Origin of the sequence: Knoellia pratensis, assembly GCF_042666395.1 — a bacterium.
Lineage (GTDB): Bacteria > Actinomycetota > Actinomycetes > Actinomycetales > Dermatophilaceae > Knoellia > Knoellia pratensis.
In genome coordinates this window covers 140751-154420 of record NZ_JBHTDJ010000002.1, presented here as the reverse complement: position 1 = coordinate 154420, position 13670 = coordinate 140751, and the positions used below count along the sequence as shown (strand labels likewise).

General features: G+C 68.4%; 12 protein-coding genes. 6 read left to right on the top strand and 6 right to left on the bottom strand.

Features of this window, described 5'->3' with window-relative positions:
* The first annotated feature begins 66 nt into the window (after positions 1–66).
* Positions 67–783: a TIGR03089 family protein gene (locus ACFQRE_RS07835; RefSeq protein ID WP_380120801.1), complete on the top strand. Its 717-nt coding sequence runs from the start codon at positions 67–69 to the stop codon at positions 781–783.
* A gap of 12 nt (positions 784–795) precedes the next feature.
* On the opposite strand, the gene ACFQRE_RS07830 is transcribed toward ACFQRE_RS07835, so the two are convergent.
* Positions 796–2625: a peptidoglycan-binding domain-containing protein gene (locus ACFQRE_RS07830; RefSeq protein ID WP_380120799.1), complete on the bottom strand. Its 1830-nt coding sequence runs from the start codon at positions 2623–2625 to the stop codon at positions 796–798.
* A 298-nt stretch (positions 2626–2923) separates the two neighbouring features.
* On the opposite strand from ACFQRE_RS07830, the gene ACFQRE_RS07825 reads away from it, so the two are divergent.
* Positions 2924–3703 (top strand): CoA transferase subunit A, encoded by a 780-nt coding sequence (locus ACFQRE_RS07825; RefSeq protein WP_380120797.1) that lies wholly within the window; start codon positions 2924–2926, stop codon positions 3701–3703.
* A gap of 1 nt (position 3704) precedes the next feature.
* A complete protein-coding gene (locus ACFQRE_RS07820) occupies positions 3705–4346 on the top strand; it encodes a CoA transferase subunit B (RefSeq protein ID WP_380120794.1) in 642 nt (213 codons plus the stop codon).
* Between the two features lie 20 nt (positions 4347–4366).
* Here the strand turns inward: ACFQRE_RS07820 and ACFQRE_RS07815 are convergent, their stop codons facing one another.
* The gene (locus tag ACFQRE_RS07815; RefSeq protein WP_380120792.1) at positions 4367–5911 is read right to left on the bottom strand and encodes a peptidoglycan recognition protein family protein; all 1545 of its coding nucleotides are present in this window, start codon (positions 5909–5911) and stop codon (positions 4367–4369) included.
* A 178-nt stretch (positions 5912–6089) separates the two neighbouring features.
* Positions 6090–7391 (bottom strand): nucleotide sugar dehydrogenase, encoded by a 1302-nt coding sequence (locus ACFQRE_RS07810; protein ID WP_380120790.1) that lies wholly within the window; start codon positions 7389–7391, stop codon positions 6090–6092.
* A 129-nt stretch (positions 7392–7520) separates the two neighbouring features.
* Between ACFQRE_RS07810 and wecB the strand changes: the two genes are divergently transcribed.
* Positions 7521–8591, top strand: a complete 1071-nt coding sequence (wecB, locus tag ACFQRE_RS07805) for a non-hydrolyzing UDP-N-acetylglucosamine 2-epimerase (RefSeq protein WP_380120788.1) — start codon at positions 7521–7523, stop codon at positions 8589–8591.
* A gap of 90 nt (positions 8592–8681) precedes the next feature.
* Here the strand turns inward: wecB and ACFQRE_RS07800 are convergent, their stop codons facing one another.
* Genes ACFQRE_RS07800 through ACFQRE_RS07790 form a run of 3 tightly spaced genes read right to left on the bottom strand, consistent with a single transcriptional unit; the run spans position 8682 to position 11394 of the window.
* The gene (locus ACFQRE_RS07800; RefSeq protein ID WP_380120785.1) at positions 8682–9668 is read right to left on the bottom strand and encodes a Gfo/Idh/MocA family protein; all 987 of its coding nucleotides are present in this window, start codon (positions 9666–9668) and stop codon (positions 8682–8684) included.
* Complete coding sequence (locus ACFQRE_RS07795; RefSeq protein ID WP_380120782.1) at positions 9668–10765, bottom strand: DegT/DnrJ/EryC1/StrS family aminotransferase; 1098 nt, start codon at positions 10763–10765, stop codon at positions 9668–9670. Before ACFQRE_RS07795 ends, ACFQRE_RS07800 begins: the two co-directional genes overlap by 1 nt.
* The gene (locus ACFQRE_RS07790; protein ID WP_380120780.1) at positions 10762–11394 is read right to left on the bottom strand and encodes an acyltransferase; all 633 of its coding nucleotides are present in this window, start codon (positions 11392–11394) and stop codon (positions 10762–10764) included. The genes ACFQRE_RS07795 and ACFQRE_RS07790 overlap by 4 nt, the downstream gene beginning before the upstream one ends.
* Before the next feature lie 120 nt (positions 11395–11514).
* Between ACFQRE_RS07790 and ACFQRE_RS07785 the strand changes: the two genes are divergently transcribed.
* Both ACFQRE_RS07785 and ACFQRE_RS07780 read left to right on the top strand, forming a co-directional pair.
* Positions 11515–12870 carry a glycosyltransferase gene (locus tag ACFQRE_RS07785; protein ID WP_380120777.1) on the top strand — a complete coding sequence of 452 codons (1356 nt, stop codon included), beginning with the start codon at positions 11515–11517 and terminating at the stop codon, positions 12868–12870.
* Positions 12867–13667: a hypothetical protein gene (locus tag ACFQRE_RS07780; protein ID WP_380120775.1), complete on the top strand. Its 801-nt coding sequence runs from the start codon at positions 12867–12869 to the stop codon at positions 13665–13667. The genes ACFQRE_RS07785 and ACFQRE_RS07780 overlap by 4 nt, the downstream gene beginning before the upstream one ends.
* The last annotated feature ends 3 nt before the right edge of the window (positions 13668–13670 follow it).

The following is a 13670-nucleotide window of genomic DNA, read 5'->3' as shown; positions in this document are numbered from 1 at the left end:
GGGCGCACGGCGCGCCCGGCCGTTTGGCGGCCTACGGGACCCCTTCAACCCTCGTACCCTGCAGAGGTGACCCGACCCGCCGATGTCCTGCCGCAGATGCTCCGCTCCGACTCCGCGAAGCCGCGGATCACGACCTACGACGACACCGACGGCCCAACTCGCGGTGAACGCATCGAGCTGTCGGCCCGCGTGCTCGGCAACTGGGTGAACAAGGCCGCCAACGCCCTCCAGGACGAGTTTGACATCGCCCCCGGCTCGATCGTCCACCTCGACCTCCCGCCGCACTGGCGCACGGCCTACTGGGCCCTCGCCACCTGGTCCGTCGGAGCCACCGTCAGCACCGACGCCGGCGACGCCACCCCAGACCTGCTTGTCACCACCGACAACGACACCGCCGCGGCCAGCGACTCCCCCGCCGTCCTCGTCACCCTCGCCGGCCTCGCCCGTTCCGCGGCCACCCCCGTCCCCCAGGGCGTCATGGACGAAGCCAAGGAGCTCAGCACCCACGGCGACCAGTTCGTCGCGTACGACCAACCGGACGACAGCGACACCGCACTGATCAGCAGAGGCGAGCGGACGGCATACGCCGATGTGTTGGGCTCAGCTGCGCCGCGGGCAAACTCAGCAGAACGCCGGCACCTCACGACGACTGGTACGGCCGACTTCCTCCGCGCCTGCCTTGCCCTGTGGACAGCAGACGGATCGGTCGTGCTCAGTCGCGGCGAGGCGCCGGCGAACGTTCTTGCGGAGCGATCCCGGGTCGAAGGCGCAACAGGCCCCTGACCCGGGCGCGCGTCACATCTGCTTCTCGATGGCCCGCCAGGTCAGCGTCGCGACGACACCGGTCTGGCTGAGCTTGGCTCGCGCCTGCGCCGCCTTCACGGCCGCGAGCGTGGCGGGGCCGAAGTTGCCGTCCGCCGTGATGCGCAGCGCCTTCTGAAGGGCCACGACATTCGCGCCTTTCGAGCCGGACTTGGCCACGGTGGCCCAGTAGGGGATGAGCGGGTGCACGGTGAGCTCGAGACGGTTCCAGGTCTTGAGGTTGACGGTTCCGGTCGCGGGGAGCCCCCACTTGGTCTGGAGCGACTTGACCGCGTTCGCCGTCGCCTGCCCGAAGGATCCGTCAACGGCGAGGCCACCGAGCCCGGCCTGGAGCACCTTCACGGCCGTGCCCTTGGACCCGACGCTCAGGATGGTCGCCTTGTAGGCCGTGAACTCGGTGGTCAACGGCGAGGTCGTGGCCGGTGGCGGCGTGGTCGGGGTGCCCGTCGAGGACTGGCCCATGAGCGCGGCCCATGTCGCCGATGCGACGACACCGGTGGGGCTGATCCCCTTGGACGACTGGTACGCCTTGACCTTGGTCTCGGTGCCGGGCCCGAAGTTGCCGTCCGCGGTGAGGCGGAGAGCCTTCTGCAGGGCGACGACAGCTGGACCCGTGGAGCCACGTTGGAGGACGGTCTTGGCGTAGATCGCGAGCGGCGACGTGGTCGGCGCCGTCGGCGTCACACCGATCAGTGCCTTCCAGGTGGCAGAAGCGACGACCCCGGTCGGTGAGATGCCCTTGGACGCCTGGTACGCCTTGACCTTGGTCTCGGTGCCCGGTCCGAAGCTACCGTCCGCGGTGAGGCCGAGAGCCTTCTGCAGCGCGACGACTGCGGGGCCGGTGGAACCACGCTGGATGACCGTGTTGACGAACGCGGACAACGGGCTGGTCGTCGTGCTGCTGCCGGTGCGGGACGGGATGAGCTTGAGCGCGACCAGCTTGGTCCATGTGGCGTTGTCGAGCTGCTTGGTGACGGCGATGCCGTTGCGTGACTGGAACGACGCGACGGCCGCCTCGGTGCCGGGACCGAACTGTCCGTCCTTGTTCAGGCCGAGTGCACCCTGGGCGATCATGAGGTCCTTGTGGGTGTCACCGCGCTTGAGCAGCGGGTAGCCGGAGGCCGTCAGCGGCGGGGTCGTGACCACCGGCGAGCTGGGGCCTGAGATCGGCCCGGTGAGCTGGACCTCCATGAGGGCCTTGCCGGTCCACCAGGAGGTGCGCTTGTAGGCGCCGTCCCACGTGAACGAGATGTGGATGTGGTCGGTGTGCGGGGACACGCCCGAGTACGGCGCCCAGCCACGACCGGGGTCGTAGGCGCGCCACATCTGGCGGTTCCAGATGATGTAGTTGATGCCGAAGCGACGGGCCATGGCCCCGGGGCGACCCTGGGCGTCAGGTGCCGCGAGCCACCGGGTGATCGCATTGCCCAGCGCGAGTCCGTCCGCGGTGTAGGCGTTGTTCATCCAGTCGAGGGCGCGACCCTCGCCGTGCTCGGCGGCACACGTGCGGTTGATGCCGTAGATGTGCCTGCCGTAGTGGCTGTTGAGGAGCTGGGCGAACGCCGTCGGACCCGGCAGGTCACCGCTGAGGCAGCGGTAGCCCTCCTGGTACTTCGGGGCGATGTCGAGTTCGCTCGGCAACGGCTTCGTCGGGGGCGGCGGGATGCTCGATGCCAGTACGGCAGAGGCAGATCCGCCCGTGAGGGAGAGACCGAGAGGGATCGACAGGAGAGAGACGGTGACGGCACCGAGGGCGCGGACCGGTCCTCGGGTCGACGTGGCAGGCAGGGTGGCGCGCGTCAACGAAAGCTCCTCAGGGGCGACGAGGTGAAGCAATGTCGTGCCCCATGCACCGTCACAGACGTCACACCAGACACTTTGGCAAGGTCAGTTGTCCCACCTGTCACACTGGTTACGCAAGTGCAACGGGGTGAATTACACGCATGTACTTCGCCTGACCCCGTCTGGCGCGGTGGAATTTCCTGCAATTGACTCAATACTCAGGAAAATCTCCCGCCCGTGTCGGCGCCCCATCTCCCGCCCCCGGCTCTGGACCCCCACCACATCGAAGCCCTCCCCCTCGGTGACTAGAGTCACCGACATGGACAAGGTCGTCTCCTCTGCAGCCGTAGCCCTCGAGGACGTCCGCGACGGTGCCAGACTGGCCGTCGGCGGGTTCGGGCTCTGCGGCATACCCAGCGTTCTCATCTCCGAGCTGCACGCCAGGGGGGTGCGCGACCTCGAGGTCTTCTCCAACAACTGTGGGGTGGACGACTGGGGCCTGGGCATCCTCCTGGGCGCCAAGCAGATCCGGCGCATGGTCTCCTCCTACGTCGGCGAGAACAAGGAGTTCGCCCGCCAGTACCTCGAGGGCGAGCTCGAGGTCGAGCTCACCCCACAGGGCACCCTGGCCGAGCGCCTGCGCGCCGGCGGAGCCGGCATCGCTGCCTTCTTCACCCCGACCGGTGTCGGCAGCCAGGTCGCCGATGGTGGACTGCCCTGGAGGTATGCCGCAGACGGGACTGTCGCTCTCGCCTCACCTCCCAAGGAGACCAGGACGTTCGGGCTCGGCGGAGAGGAACGCACCTTCGTGCTCGAGGAGGGCATCGCCGCGGACTTCGGTCTCGTGCGCGCCTGGAAGGGCGACCGTCACGGCAACCTCGTGTTCAACAAGTCCTCGCGCAACTTCAACCCGCTCTGCGCCATGTCGGGTCGCGTCACGATCGCCGAGGTCGAGGAGCTCGTCGAACCCGGCGAGCTCGATCCCGACGAGATCCACCTGCCCGGAATCTACGTCCAGCGAGTGGTTCCATTGACGCCAGAACAGGCTCAGGACAAGCGAATTGAGAAGCGCACCGTGACCACACCGAAGGAGGCCTGACATGGCCCTCACTCGCGACGAGATGGCAGCGCGCGCGGCCAGCGAACTGACCGACGGCTCCTACGTCAACCTCGGCATCGGGCTCCCGACGCTCGTCCCGAACTTCGTCCCCGACGACGTCGAGCTCGTCCTCCAGTCCGAGAACGGCATCCTCGGCGTCGGCGCCTACCCGGCGCAGGACGCGGTCGACCCCGACCTCATCAATGCGGGCAAGGAGACAGTGACGACCCGACGTGGCGCCAGCTACTTCGACAGCGCGACGAGCTTCGGGATGATCCGCGGCGGCAAGGTCGACGCAGCGATTCTCGGCGCGATGCAGGTCTCACGCAGAGGCGACATCGCCAACTGGATGATCCCCGGCAAGATGGTCAAGGGCATGGGCGGTGCGATGGACCTCGTCCACGGCGCCAAGAAGGTCATCGTCCTCATGGAGCACGTCGCCAAGGACGGGACTCACAAGATCGTCGACGAGTGCGACCTGCCGATCACGGGCCTGGGCGTCGTGCAGCGGATCATCACCGACCTCGCGGTCATCGACGTGACCTCGGACGGCCTCGTCGTGCGCGAGCTCGCCCCCGGGGTCACGCAGGAGGAGCTGCGCGAGAAGACAGGCCCTGAGCTGACGTTCACCCTCGACGCCTGAGCCCGCTCCGCCGATGGCGCTCAGCGATGGCCCCGGGGTCCCTTCCGATCCACCCCGACGAGCACGTCTTCGATGGTCGTGTCACGCGTGACCGTCACTGCGGCCACGAACGGCGGCACGACGCCGGTCGACCCGCTCGCCGAGCTCTGCGCCGTCAGCGTGAGCTCGTAGGAACCGACAGGCACTCTCAGGCCCGCGATGAGACCGTCCCACCGCGCCGTGAGCCCGGAGGCCGCGGTGGCCGAGCCGGATCGTGAGGCAAGGACCTCGGGCTTCCCGGGTGAGCGGACCTCCAGGCGCCAGGAGAGAGTGGTGTTCGCCGTGGCGCGCAGGGTGACACCACCCGGCGCCTCGTGATCCCAGGTCCGGCGGTCCAGTGTCGGCCGATAGAACATGGCGCCCTGCGCGGCCTTCATCCGGGGCGCCAGGGTGTCGATGCGGTCGTAGAGCCTCTGCCCGGGGCACTCCGTGCCCTTGCCCGAGTCGCCGAAGTCGCGATGCCCCGAGACGTTGCGGAACACCTTGGTGGGCGAGCCATCGGCATCGGTGAGCGTCGTCGTCGACAGCGGGTCGACGTGATGCACGCCCAACTTCCAGGCAAACAACTCGGTGAACGCGGCCTCCACAGCGGTGGGCACAGGGGTGTTCTCGTAGTTGCCGAGGGCAGACATGGCGAAGGAGTGCGAGTTGTAGCCGAGAGTGTGGGCACCGATGACCGCACGATCCATCCCACCGGCGCGGCCCTCCCACATGCGCCCCCACTTGTCGACGAGGAAGTTGTAGCCGATGTCGTTCCAGCCCAACGACTTCACGTGATAGGCGTAGATCCCGCGAATGATGCCGGGCACCTCGGCAGCGGTGTAGGAGTTCGAGCCGGCCGTGTGGTGCACGAAGCCGACGTCGACCGTGCCGTAGGACGGGGAACCCTTGCGGATCGACTCGTCAGCGCCCCACTCCGCCCGGGTGCGGATCGTGGGGCGGATTCCCCCTGCGGAAGCAGACGGCAGCGTCGCCGCAGTTGCGTCAGCGGACGTCTGGCCCGGGTCGATGAGGTCAACGCGCAAGTCCTTGGGCACACGGCCCGTCCTGGTCGCCACGCGCACCTGCACGTCGTCGGCGCCGCTGACGACCAGTGGCGCGCTGCCCCGCCGTGCGTGGGCAGACTCTGCGGTCCCCCGGTCGGGACCGTGACTGTCGTCAACGTGCAGCTCCTCCCACGCCGACCAGGTGCCGTGATCGCGGGTGCGCACCTGGACGTCGCCGACGTCGCCCCTGCCCGGCGCAGCGGGATCCAGCCACGTCACACCGACGACCGAGTCCCTGCCCAGGTCAAGCGGCGCCGAGAGGGCTGCGACCCGCAGTCCGTCGGCCACGGGGGGCGCCGACGAGAGGTCGCCGCGAGCGGCGGCATCGACTCCCGTGAGCGGAACCGAGGTGCGGGCCGGAGCCACGGGCGAAGGCTCAGCGTGGCTCGGCACGATGGGTGCTGCCAGGAGTGCAGAGGCGAGGGCGATCGCGACCAACCCTCGACGGGGGACAAGAGATGGGGCAGAGAGGTCATGCATGAGAACGCCTCACGTCGGGGTTACTAGCCCATAAAGGCTACCGAATCCCTATCATTCATGACCCGTTGGAACTACGCATCCCGAGACACGGCCGCCCCTCCAGTCACGTGCGCCACACAGGAGTGGCCCCATCCCGGATCGGGATGGGGCCACTCGTGACGCGTTCGGCGGGCTGGGTTCAGTTCGCGACCGCGAGGCCGATCACGCGGTGCGGGACACCGTCGAAGCGGGACGCGTCCGTGATCTTGCGACCGTCGACGATGGCCTTGAGGCCGGGCAGGTCGGAGGCCGACAGCTCCTTGTACTCGACGTGGTCGGCCTGGATGACGGCAGCGTCGACCTCGTCACCCACGTGGTACGGCGCCCAGCCGAAGCCGGAGAGCTCCTCGTCGGTGTACATCGGGTCATGGACGAAGACCTCGGCACCCTTGGCGCGCAGCGCGTCGACGAGCGGGAAGACACCCGAGAACGCGGTCTCCTTGACGCCACCGCGGTAGGACGCGCCGAGGACGGCGACCCGGGCGCCCGTGAGGTCGCCGTAGGCGCCCTCGAGCAGCAGCGTTGCGTGGTCCGGCATACCCATGTTGGCCTCGCGCGCGGCGCGCACGACAGTCGCCTCGGGGTCGTTGAAGAGGTAGAGGCGCGGGTAGACGGGGATGCAGTGGCCACCGACGGCAATGCCGGGCCGGTGGATGTGGCTGTAGGGCTGGCTGTTGCTGGCGTCGATGACCTGGTGGATGTCGATGCCGTTGCCCTCTGCGAACTTCGCGAACTGGTTGGCCAGGCCGATGTTGACGTCGCGGTAGGTCGTCTCGGCGAGCTTGGCCAGCTCGGAGGCCTCGGCCGAGCCCAGGTCCCAGACACCGTTGCCGCGCTCGAGGTCGGGCCGGTCATCGAAGTCGAGGACGGCTTCGTAGAACTCGGTCGCCTTGGCTGCACCTTCGGCGCTGAGCCCGCCGACGAGCTTGGGGTACTTGCGCAGGTCCGCGAAGACGCGGCCGGTGAGGACCCGCTCGGGCGAGAAGACGAGGTGGAAGTCGGTGCCCTCGACGAGACCGGAAGCCTTCTCGAGCATGGGCTTCCAGCGCGTGCGGGTCGTGCCCACGGGCAGGGTGGTCTCGTAGGAGACGAGCGTGCCGGGCGTCAGGTGCTCACCGATGGAGGCGGTGGCGGAGTCCATCCAGCCGAAGTCGGGCTGCCACGTCTCGTCATTGACGAAGAGCGGGACGACGACGACCACGGCGTCGGCTCCGGGGATCGCCTGGGAGTAGTCGGTCGTGGCGACGAGCTTGCCCTCGGGGACCAGTCGGGAGAGACGTTCGTCCAGCTCGGCCTCGCCCGGGAAGGGCTCGCGACCCTCGTTGATGACGCCGACAAGGGCTTCGTTGACGTCGACACCAACCACATCGTGTCCCTTGCTGGCGAACTGGACGGCGAGGGGAAGGCCGATCTTGCCGAGAGCGACGACGGCAATCTTCACGAATGACTCCTTGGATGGTGGGTCGCGGTGTTGGGCAACGCAGGCCATCCTACCGAGCCGGACTGGCCCGACCGGTCACTCGCCGAGCCGCCGGACCGACCGCGGGCACCGACCCCCTAGATTGGTCCCGTGAAGGTACTCAGCATCGTTGGAGCCCGCCCCCAGTTCGTGAAGTTGGGGCCCATCGCCCACGCACTCACGTCGGCCGGCCACGAGCACGTCATCGTCCACACCGGCCAGCACTACGACGCCAAGATGTCGGACGTGTTCTTCGAGGATCTGGGTATCCCAGCACCCGATGTCCACCTCGGCGTGGGCTCCGGGTCCCACGGTGTCCAGACCGGGGCGATGCTGACCCAGCTCGACGCGGTCATCGAGGAGCACGACCCCGACTGGGTCCTCGTCTACGGGGACACCAACAGCACCATCGCCGGCGCGCTCTCCGCGGTGAAGCTGCACTACCCCCTCGCCCACCTCGAGGCCGGCCTGCGCTCGTTCAACCGGCGCATGCCCGAGGAGCACAACCGCGTCCTCACCGACCACGCCGCGGACCTCTGCCTGGCGCCGACCGACGTGGCCCGCCGCCACCTCGAGTCCGAGGGTCTGGGCGAGCGGACCATCGTCACGGGCGACGTCATGACCGACGTGTGCCTGGCGACGGCGGAGCGGGTGCGTGACACCCCACCGACGTTGCCCGACGGCGTGGAGCCCGGCAGTTACGTCCTGTCAACGATCCACCGCGCGGAGAACACCGACGACCCGCAGCGCCTCGGCGCCATCATCAGCGGCCTCGCCGCGCTCCCCTACCCCGTCGTCCTCACCGCGCACCCGCGACTCCTGGCCAGGGCCGCCGACCACGGCATCGACCTCACCCAGGGCTCGCTGCACACGATCGAACCCTTCGACTACCCGGCCATGGTCAGCGCGGTCCAGCACGCCCGCGCCGTCGTGACCGACTCGGGCGGTCTGCAGAAGGAGGCCTTCCTCCTGCGCACACCCTGCACGACCGTGCGCACCGAGACCGAGTGGACCGAGACGATCGACCTCGGCTGGAACGTCCTCGCCCTCGACCTCGACCAGCTGACCGCCCTCGTCGACCGCCCCACCCCCGACCCCACGGACGAGGCACCCTACGGCGACGGTCACGCCGCTGACGCGACCGTGGCAGCCCTCGCCGAGCGGGTCCGGACCCGCCCCTGAGACGTGAGCGGGCGGCATACGCCGCTCGGCTCTTCTCCACCATGACGAACGCCCGCCTCACACGAGGCGGGCGTTCATCATTGAGGCGGGTCAGAGCGTGACGGTCTGGCCCGTCCTGGCGGACTCGATGCACGCCTCGGCCACGCGCACGGTCTGCAGACCCTGCGTCATCGTGACGATGTCGGCGTCCTTGCCGAGCACCGCGTCGCGGAACTGCTCGTGCTCGACGCGCAGCGGCTCGGGCTTGGCGATCGCGTAGCGCACGACGTCACCCTCGGAGACGCCACGGAACTGCGCGATGTCGTCCCAGGTCGTCTCGATCTCGCCGTTGGCGTAGAAGGTGAGATCGGCGGTGAGCGTGTCGGCCACGTAGGCGCCCTTGGTGCCGGTGATGATCGTGACGCGCTCCTTGAGCGGCGACAGCCAGTTGACGAGGTGGTTGGTCACGACACCGTTGGAGAGCTGACCGGTGACCGCGACGAGGTCCTCGAACTCACGACCGCTTTTGTATGCCGTTCGCGCGGCGACCGCTGTGAACGTCTGCTGGGTGACCCAGGCGGTGAGATCGATGTCGTGGGTGCCGAGGTCCTTGACGACGCCCACGTCGGCGATGCGCGCAGGGAACGGGCCCTGACGACGCGTCGACACCTGGTAGACGTCACCGAGGTCGCCGGCCTCGAGGCGACGACGCGCCTCCTGGAGGGCCGGGTTGTAGCGCTCGATGTGGCCGACCGCGCCGACGAGACCCTTGGCCTCGAACGCCTCGGCGACCTTCGTGGCGGCCGGGGTGTCCTGGGCGAGGGGCTTCTCGATGATGGCGTGGACGCCGGCTTCGGCGAGGGCGAGACCGACCTGCTCGTGGTAGATCGTCGGGACAGCGACCATGCAGTAGTCGATGCCCTGCTCGATGAGCTGCTCGATGTTCTCGAGCACGGGGCGACCGCCCGCCACACCGTGGACGTCACCGCCCGGGTCAGCCACGGCGATGAGGTCGACACCCGGAAGGCTGGCGAGGACACGACCGTGGTGGCGGCCCATCATCCCGAGGCCGATGAGGCCCGCGCGCAGGTTGGCCATCAGGCACCGGCCTTGGCGAGGGCGTTGACGGCCTCGACGATGCGCTCGCGGTCGCCCTGGCTGAGCGAGGGGTGCACCGGCAGCGACAGGCACTCGGCGGCAGCCTTCATCGTTTCAGGAAGATCGACGTCGGCTGTGTCTCCCACAAACGGCTTGAGCTGGTGGTTCGGCACCGGATAGAACATGCCCGAACCGATGTTGTACTGCTCCTTGAGGGCGGCAGCGAAGCCGTCACGGCCCTCGGGAACGCGCACGGTGTACTGGTGGTAGACGTGCACGGCGCCCTCGGCGACCGGCGGCGTCGTGACGCCCTCAAGGTTGGCGCTGAAGAACTCGGCGTTCTCCTGGCGCGTCCTCGTCCAGGCGCCGACCTTCTTGAGCTGCTCGCGACCGATGGCAGCGTGGATGTCGGTCATGCGCGTGTTGAAGCCGACGACCTCGTTGTGGTACTGCTTCTCCATGCCCTGGTTGCGGTAGAGGCGCATGAGTCGCTCGATCTCGGGATCGGCGATGGAGACCATGCCGCCCTCACCCGAGGTCATGTTCTTGGTCGGGTAGAGCGAAAACATCGCGAACGTGCCGAAGGCGCCGACGGGCGTCCCGTTGAGGGAGGCGCCATGGGCCTGGGCCGCGTCCTCATAGACCTGGAGGCCGTGCTTGTCGGCAATGGCCATGATCTGGTTCATCTTCGCCGGGTGTCCATAGAGGTGGACCGGCATGATCCCGACGGTCTTGTCGGTGATGTTGGCCTCGATGGCGGCCGGCGAGATGCAGAAGTCGTCGGCGTCGATGTCGGCGAACACCGGCGTGGCGCCGGTGAGGGCCACCGAGTTGCAGGTCGCGGCGAAGGTGAACGACGGGACGATGACCTCGTCACCGGCCTTGACGCCACTGGAGAGCAGGCCGAGGTGCTGCCCACTGGTCCCGGAGTTGACCGCGACGCAGGGGCGCCCCAGCTCGAAGTGGGCGGAGAACTCCTCCTCGAACGCCTTGACCTCGGGGCCCTGCGCCAGCATTCCGCTGCGCATGACGCGGTCGACGGCGGCGCGCTCCTCGTCTCCGATGAGCGGCTTTGCCGGGGGGATGAAATCGTTCACTTCGGGGCCTCCGTCAGGCTCTCATTGTCTTCGATGTAGGTCTCGCCGGTCTTGGGGCAGACCCAGGTGCCCGGCTCGTGGCCGACCTCGAGTGGCACGCCAGCGCGGCCGACCCACCTTATCCGCCGGGCGGGGACTCCAGCCACGAGGGCAAAGTCGGGAACGTCCTTCGTGACGACCGAGCCGGCGGCGACGAGCGCCCAGCGGCCGATGGTCACCGGGGCGACGCACACGGACCGGGCGCCGATCGAGGATCCCGTCCGACAGGTGACACCCACGGCCTCCCAGTCGTCGCCACGCTTGATCTTGCCGTCGGGGTCGATGGCACGAGGGAAGTAGTCGTTGGTGAACACGACCGCCGGCCCGACGAAGACACCGTCCTCGAGGACGGCGGGTTCGTAGACAAGGGCGTAGTTCTGCACCTTGCAGTTGTTGCCCATGCGCACACCGGTCCCGACGTACGCGCCGCGACCCACGATGCAGTTCTCACCGAGGACGGCCTTCTCACGCACCTGGGCGAGGTGCCACACCGAGGTGCCTTCGCCGAGCTGGGCATCGGGCGACACATCCGCCGACGCGACGACACGAACGGTGGGCGGGCGGTCGGGCGCAGCCTCGTCAACACTCATGCGCACACCCTAGGGGGGACGGCGCACCGGGGCCCAGACGCGGGCCGTTATCCTCAATCACGTCCTGGATCGCGGGCCGGCCACACCGGCCACGGTCCGCCGCACCTTCACGGAGGTCAGATGCCTGACGAGTCGCCGCACGTTCTCTACGTCGCCTGGGGGTTTCCTCCCTGTCGCGCAGGCGGGGTCTACCGGGCACTTGCCACAGCCAACGCTTTCGCTCGGGCCGGCTACCGCGTGACCGTGCTGACGGCCGAGCGTGAGGCGTTCGAGCGTTACACCGGGACCGACCCGTCGATGGAGAGCCGTGTCGACGAACGGATCGAGGTCGTGCGGATCCCGTTCGAGTGGCCGGGCATGGAGAGCGACCTGCGACGTTGGAGCGCCACCCGGGTGTTCACGCCCAAGGTGTGGCGCAAGATGCGCGCCAGGGCCGACCACAAGGACTTCCCCGAGGCCGCCTACGGGCCGTGGTGGGGCCCGCTGCGCGAGGCCGCGGTCGCCATCCACCAGCGCGACAAGGTGGACCTCGTCGTCGCCACGGCCAACCCCAATGTCGACTTTGCCGCAGCCCAGGTCCTCAATGAGAGCTTCGGCGTCCCCTATGTCATGGACTACCGCGACGCCTGGATGCTCGACGTCTTCGACGGGTCCCTCCTCCACGAGGAGGGTGGCCGGGTCGAGCACCTCGAACGTTCCCTGCTCGAGAAGTCCTCTGAGGTCTGGTTCGTCAACGAGCCCATCCGAGCCTGGCACGCCGACCGCCATCCCGACCTGGCCCAACGCATGCACGTCGTGGCCAACGGTTACGACCCCGAGTTCGCACCTCACCCACAACTCGAGGCCCCTCCCGCGGACAAGCCATTGACCTTCGGCTACATCGGCACGGTGTCGCCCAAGGTCCCGCTGGCCGAGTTCGCGCAGGGGTGGCGGCTGGCGCACGAACGCTCCCCCGAACTCGCCAACGCGAGTGCTGTCCTGCGCGGCTACCTCGGCTTCTATTCGACACCGAGCCCGGTGCTCGTGAACCTCGTCGACAAGTACTCCGACGTGGGCCTCAACTACAACGGTCCCGTCCCCAAGGCAGAGGTGAGCGAGGTCTACGACAGTCTCGACGTCTGCCTGCTCATCCTGGGTGCTGGCAAGTACGTCACGAGTGGCAAGGTCTTCGAGTACACCGCGACTGCCCTGCCCATCGTCTCCATCCACGACCCCGGCAACGCCGCCTCCGACGTCCTGCGTGAGTACCCCCTGTGGTTCCCGATCCAGGACCTCGAGCCGGAGACGATCGCAGCAGCCCTCGAGGCCGCGGCACACGCCGCCAGGACGGCCTCGCCCGAAGTGCGCGAGGCCTGCCGCAGCTACTCCCTCACGTATGCCCGCGACATCCAGCTCGACCCCCGCGTGACGGCCCTGCGCGAGGTCGCGACGCTGGCCACGCCGGCCACCGCACCCAACGAAGGGAGCCTTCGATGAGGATCATGATTCTCGACAGTGGCCGTGGCCACAACGCCGCCCTCGTGGAGGACCTGCGCACCGAACTGGGTCTCGAGGAGAACGACGAGATCATCTGGCTGGCCCGCGAGCTGCCCAAGGAACTGTTGCCGGTGACGACACACCTCCTGGCGCAGAACACCTTGGGACTCCTCGGCCGCACCCTGCACGTCCAGACCCTGATCGGCGGGCCTGGCGCCAAGTACGACATCGGGGCCGCCGCCATTCGCAGGACGAACGCCAAGATCGAGGCGAACCACCGCCAGAGTGACGCAGAAGAGGACGAGGACGTGCTGGGTATGCCGTCCGAGCAGTTCGAGGAGATGCTTCCCGAGTCCGTGCAGGACCACGAGCACTTCAAGGACGAGCACGCGGGGGGCGCCACCCCTGATGAGGAAAATGCGGCCGCCCTGTCCGACCGGGTCGCCCACTCCATCAAATGGCGTGCCAACAGGGTGCGCCTCGCCGGCAAGAACTTCTACCGACGCGGGAAGGCCTCCGCACGTCGTCGGATCAACACGAGCGAAGTTCCCCCGGTCGTGGTTGCTCGCACGGCCCTCAAGAAGGCGCTGCCCAACATCGGGACCAAGTTCGGGCTGGCCACCGCACAGAGCCGCGACGCGATCGAGCACGCCGCGTCGTGCGATGTCGTCTTCAGCCACGACGCCCGGTCTCACAAGGCAGCGTGGCTGCTGGCGCAGCGCACCCCGAACCCAGACGTGGTCGTGGGTGTCAACGCTGCTCGACGCGCCATCGGCGAGCGCCGAGCCCGCGCCTGAGGT

What these genes read in the sequence shown, in the direction of transcription:
- ACFQRE_RS07825 (WP_380120797.1), top strand. Translation starts at nt 2,924, where the DNA reads ATGGACAAGGTCGTCTCCTCTGCAGCCGTAGCCCTCGAGGACGTCCGC.
- ACFQRE_RS07820 (WP_380120794.1), top strand. Translation starts at nt 3,705, where the DNA reads ATGGCCCTCACTCGCGACGAGATGGCAGCGCGCGCGGCCAGCGAACTG.
- ACFQRE_RS07815 (WP_380120792.1), bottom strand. Translation starts at nt 5,911, where the DNA reads ATGCATGACCTCTCTGCCCCATCTCTTGTCCCCCGTCGAGGGTTGGTC.
- ACFQRE_RS07800 (WP_380120785.1), bottom strand. Translation starts at nt 9,668, where the DNA reads ATGGCCAACCTGCGCGCGGGCCTCATCGGCCTCGGGATGATGGGCCGC.
- ACFQRE_RS07790 (WP_380120780.1), bottom strand. Translation starts at nt 11,394, where the DNA reads ATGAGTGTTGACGAGGCTGCGCCCGACCGCCCGCCCACCGTTCGTGTC.
- ACFQRE_RS07785 (WP_380120777.1), top strand. Translation starts at nt 11,515, where the DNA reads ATGCCTGACGAGTCGCCGCACGTTCTCTACGTCGCCTGGGGGTTTCCT.
- ACFQRE_RS07780 (WP_380120775.1), top strand. Translation starts at nt 12,867, where the DNA reads ATGAGGATCATGATTCTCGACAGTGGCCGTGGCCACAACGCCGCCCTC.